This window comes from Methylobacterium guangdongense (assembly GCF_038442355.1).
Taxonomy (GTDB): Bacteria; Pseudomonadota; Alphaproteobacteria; order Rhizobiales; family Beijerinckiaceae; genus Methylobacterium; species Methylobacterium guangdongense.
Map to the genome: position 1 here is coordinate 1 of NZ_JBBXMX010000054.1, position 4,993 is coordinate 4,993.

At 68.0% G+C, this 4,993-nt stretch carries 5 protein-coding genes; all 5 read left to right on the forward strand.

From position 1 onward, the window contains the following. The coding region (locus AAHG09_RS31545; RefSeq protein ID WP_342112268.1) for a thiamine pyrophosphate-dependent enzyme at nucleotides 1–476 on the forward strand (476 nt) is incomplete at its 5' end. A gap of 15 nt (nucleotides 477–491) precedes the next feature. Then, on the forward strand, nucleotides 492–1,586 hold the full coding sequence (locus tag AAHG09_RS31550; protein WP_342112269.1) for an enolase C-terminal domain-like protein: 1,095 nt from the start codon (nucleotides 492–494) through the stop codon (nucleotides 1,584–1,586). A 247-nt stretch (nucleotides 1,587–1,833) separates the two neighbouring features. Next, on the forward strand, nucleotides 1,834–2,610 hold the full coding sequence (locus tag AAHG09_RS31555; RefSeq protein ID WP_342112271.1) for a hypothetical protein: 777 nt from the start codon (nucleotides 1,834–1,836) through the stop codon (nucleotides 2,608–2,610). 14 nt (nucleotides 2,611–2,624) lie between these two features. Next, nucleotides 2,625–3,284: a gluconate 2-dehydrogenase subunit 3 family protein gene (locus AAHG09_RS31560; protein WP_342112272.1), complete on the forward strand. Its 660-nt coding sequence runs from the start codon at nucleotides 2,625–2,627 to the stop codon at nucleotides 3,282–3,284. A 14-nt stretch (nucleotides 3,285–3,298) separates the two neighbouring features. Next, a partial coding sequence (locus AAHG09_RS31565; protein ID WP_342112274.1) for a GMC family oxidoreductase occupies nucleotides 3,299–4,993 on the forward strand: 1,695 nt, incomplete at its 3' end.

Consider the following 4,993-nt stretch of genomic DNA (forward strand, 5'->3'; position numbering starts at 1 on the left):
CTCTCGTCGGCGATGGGGCCATGCAGATGAACAATATGGCCGAACTGATCACGGTCTCGAAGTACATGCATCGCTGGTCCAACAAAACCTGGATTTGCTGCGTGTTCAACAACGAGGACCTGAACCAGGTCACTTGGGAGCAGCGGGTGATGGAGGGCAACCCGAAGTTCGAGGCGAGCCAGACCATCCCGAACGTGCCCTACCACAAGTTCGCCGAGCTGATCGGCCTGAAGGGCATCTACGTGGACGATCCGGACCGCATGGGCGCGGCCTGGGACGAGGCGCTGGCGAGCTCAGTTCCGGTGGTGCTGGAGGTGAAGACCGACCCCGAGGTGCCGCCGCTGCCGCCGTTCTTCACCTTCCAGCAGGTGCAGAACTTCATGTCGATGCTCGGCAAGGGCGATCCAAAGGAGCGCCACCTCCTCGTCGACACCGCGCGTCAGGTGCTGAGTTCCGTCCTACCCGGCAGCAAGTAGGACGGCTCCCACGGCATGCGTGACGATCCGGAGATCGGAACGGTGCGGGCGCAAGCCTACACCGTTCCCACCGACGCGCCGGAGGCGGACGGTACCTTCGCTTGGGACAGGACGACCATCATCGTCGTCCATGTCGAGGCCGGTGGTGAGACCGGCCTCGGCTACAGCTACACCGACGCTAGTGTCGCGCGCTTGATTGTAGGCTTGCTCGCGTCGCGTCTTACTGGGTTGCCTGCCTTCGACATCCCGCGGGCCAATGCCGTGCTGTGGGGCGCCGTGCGGAACCTCGGGCGCTCCGGGCTTGCGGCCACGGCGATCTCGGCATTGGACACCGCCTTGTGGGACCTCAAGGCACGCCTCCTCGACATATCCCTGGCGAGCCTGTTCGGACAGGCGCGGGGGCACGCGGATATCTACGGAAGCGGCGGCTTCACGAGCTACGACGACCGGCAGTTGCGCGAGCAGCTTGCCGGGTGGGTCGAGCGAGACGGCTGCCGGGCGGTAAAGATGAAGCTCGGCAGCGCTCCTGAGCGGGATCCGGCCCGCATGGCGGTCGCGAAGGCGGCCATCGGGGATGCACGTCTGTTCATCGACGCCAACGGCGCCTTTACCCCGAAACGCGCCATCGGCGCCGCGCTGGTGGCGGAGCGGTTCGGCGTCACGTGGTTCGAGGAGCCCGTCTCCAGCGACGATCCCGCGGGTATGGCTTCCGTCCGTGCCTCGGCGCCTGCCGGCATGGAAGTCGCCGCGGGCGAGTACGTCTATACCTTGAACGATTTGCGTGGACTGCTCGACGTAGGGGCAGTCGATGTAGCCCAGGCGGACGTGACCCGCTGCGGCGGTTACAGCGGGTTCCAGAAAGTCGCGGCCCTGTGCGAAGCGGCGCATTTGGACCTGTCCGGCCACTGCGCACCCGCCCTGCACCTCCCGGCGGCCGTTGCCGCCCCCCGCTTCCGACACCTCGAATGGTTCCACGACCACGTCCGCATTGAGTGGATGCTGTTCGACGGGGCGCCCGTCCCGCGCGATGGCGTAATCACCCCCGACCTGACCCGGCCGGGACACGGCCTCACCCTCAAGACTCGGGACGCCGATGCCTATGCCGTATGACCGCGCCTCCCAATCGCCGGGACGACGCGCTGCCAGCGTCAAGCGTCGTGTCGCACCCGTACGTGTCGAGGCGGCCGTCCACCCGGTGGTGGTCCTCGCCGCGGCGGCAGCGGGGGCCGGTCTGCTAACCTGGTTCGCCGCGGGGCGCTCCAAGCCCCTAGGTCACGCCGCCGGCGGCCGCCGATACAGCCCGCGAGGGCGCGATGTCACCGCGAGCGCGGCACAGCGCCTGAACCACGCCTCGACGATGCTCGCCGCCTCAGTGCTGTTCGATTCCGGCCTGGAGCACTACCGCGGCCAGTTCTTCAACCGGGCGATGTACACGCCCATCGTCGTGTCCAGCGTCACCCTGGCGGCGTCCCTGCACGGGGCCGGCGACACCGATCCCAGCAGCTCCCGCGTCCGGCACGGGGTGCAGGCGCTCGCCGGCCTGACAGGGCTGATCGGCTTCGGCTTCCACGCCTACAACGTCGGCAAGCGCGAGGGCGGGTATTCCTTCCAGAACCTGTTCTATTCCGCCCCCATCGGCGCGCCGATGGCGTTGACGCTGGCCGGCGTCCTCGGGGTGGTCGCCGAGCGCGTGCGCGACGCCGACCCTGACGAGCCTCGCCTCGCCGGTCTGCCGGCCGGGCGTTCCCTAGCAGTCGCCACGGCGGGCATGCTCGCCGGCACGACCCTGGAGGCTGGGCTGCTCCACTTCCGGGGCGCCTTTCAAAACCCGGTGATGTTCGTTCCCGTCACCCTGCCGCCGCTCGCCGCCGCCCTTCTCATCCGCGCCGCGACCAAGCCGGAGGGAGCGAGTCAGGCCGGCGCCAAGTGGGGGATGTGGGCGGTGTCGGCGATGGGCGTCGGCGGCGTTGCATTCCACGCCTACGGCGTCGCCCGGATGATGGGCGGCTGGGCCAACTGGCGCCAGAATCTCATCGACGGGCCACCGCTGCCGGCCCCACCCTCCTTCTCTGGGGTGGCGCTCGGGGGGCTCGCGGCCCTCGAACTCATCGAGCGCAGCCGCTTCCGCTTTTGAGCCGAGAGATCATCATGCGTTCGAGACTGGACCTTTATCCGGGCTACGATGTGCTCGCGAAGCGCGACGGCCCATCCTGGAACGCCAAGACCCGCGAGGTCCTGGAGGAACGGCTCGCCATCGGACCCGAGTCGCGCCGCTTCTTCGACGATATCGAATGGTCGACGATGACAGCGCTGGCCGAGCGGATCGTCCCGCAACCCGCCGACCGGGGGGATCCGGTCCCAGTGGCCGCGCTCGTCGACCATAAGCTTGCGACCGATACCCGCGATGGCTACCGCAACGCCGAACTGCCCGAGGAGCGTGATGCGTGGCGCCTGGGACTACGGGCCCTCGATAGCGAGGCACAGTCACGGTTCGGGGCACGCTTCCACGAACTCGGCGCCTGGGCGCAGGACGAGTTACTGAAGCTTGCTGAGAAGGGCGACCTGACCGGCGCGGTTTGGGAGGGCATGCCCTCGAATCTGTTCTTCCACCAGCGCATCCTCACCGACGTGGTGAAGGCGTACTACGCCCACCCCACGGCCTGGAACGAGATCGGCTGGGGCGGCCCGGCAAGCCCGCGCGGCTACGTGCGCATGGATTTCGACCGCCGCGACCCCTGGGAGGCCGCCGAGGCCAAGCCCGGCCGCGAGGACGAGGCCTACCAAGAAAACCTCCAGGTTGGCCGATAAGGATCCCCACGTCGATGCGCATCCCCGGCCTCGGCAACGCCGCCGACAATCCGAAGCACGCCACGCCCGGCGACGACCCGGAGCACCATCCCCGCGCCCGCGACGGTCGCGCGCCCAACGTCATGCGGATTGGCGAGTGGGTGCCGATGCGTCAGCACCGGGACGAGGAGGAGGTCGACTTCGCCATCGTCGGCACCGGGGCGGGCGGCGGAACCCTGGCCTGTCGGCTCGCGGAGGGCGGCCTCTCGGTGGTGGCCTTCGATGCCGGCCCATATTTCCGGCCGCTGGAAGATTTCGCCTCGGACGAGAGCCATCAGTCCAAGCTCTATTGGACGGACGAACGCATCGTCGACGGCGAGAACCCGCTGCAGATGGGCTCGAACAATTCCGGCAAGGCGGTGGGCGGCTCGACCGTGCATTACGCCATGGTGGCCCTGCGCTTTCGACCGGAGTGGTTCAAGGCCCGCACCCTGATGGGCTACGGCGCCGATTGGCCGCTCGATTGGCGGGAGATGTGGCGCTACTATGATCAGGTCGAGGACGACCTAAAGATCTCCGGTCCGGTCAACTATCCCTGGGGGCCGCACCGGCGGCGCTACCACCGCCGCGCGCACGAGATCAACGCCGCCGCCAAGGTGCTGGCCCGGGGCGCCGAGGCGATGGGCATCGGCTGGACGCCGACGCCGCTCGCCACGGTCTCAGCCCCGCACGGCGACGCACCACCATGCGTCTACCGGGGCTTCTGCACGCTCGGCTGCTCGACCAACGCCAAACAGAGCGTGCTCGTGAGCTACCTGCCCCGTGCCCTGAAGGCGGGCGCCGAGATCCGCGACCTTGCCATGGTGGGACGGATCGAGACGAAAAACGGGCGCGCCACCGGCGTCCATTACTTTCGCGAGGGGCGCTGGCGCTTCCAGCGGGCCAAGAACGTCGTGGTGGCGGGCTACGCCATCGAGACGCCGCGGCTCCTCCTGAATTCGGCGAACCAGGAGTTCACGGACGGACTCGCCAACTCCTCGGGCCTCGTCGGCAAGAACCTGATGGTCCAGGGCAACCAAGCGGTCTGGGGCGTATTCGACGAGGAGATCCGAAGCTACAAGGGCCCACCCTCGCTCGCCATCAGCGAGCATTGGAACTACGACGACAAGGGTCACGGCCCCTTCACGAAGGACTTCTTCGGTGGCTATTCCTATATGAGCCAGGGGCCCCTGCCGCAGCTCTGGGCCAACACCCAGGCCTCCGCGCACGGCCTTTGGGGCGAGGCGCTGGTGGCCGAGATGCAGCGCTACAACCATGTCGCCGGGCTGAAGGTCGTCTCCGAGTACATGCCACAGGAGCGTAACCGGGTGACGCTCGCGGACGTGAAGGATCAGTACGGGCTGCCGGTGGCCCGCATCACCTATTCCTGGTGCGACAACGACAAGGCGCTGAACCGCCACGCCCTGAAGTTCATGCGCGAGGCCCTGTCAGCCGCGGGCGGCCGCGAGGTCTGGGACCAGGTCGACGATACCTGTCACCTGAACGGCACCGCCCGGATGGGCGACGACCCGCGGAGCTCCGTGGTCGATGCCGATTGCCGCTGCTGGGACATCCCGAACTTGTACGTCTGCGACGGTTCGGTCTTCCCGACGGTTGGGGGGGTCAATCCCTCGCTCACGATCCAAGCGGTCGCGTTACGTACGGCGGACCGGATACTCGCGAGGAGGCGG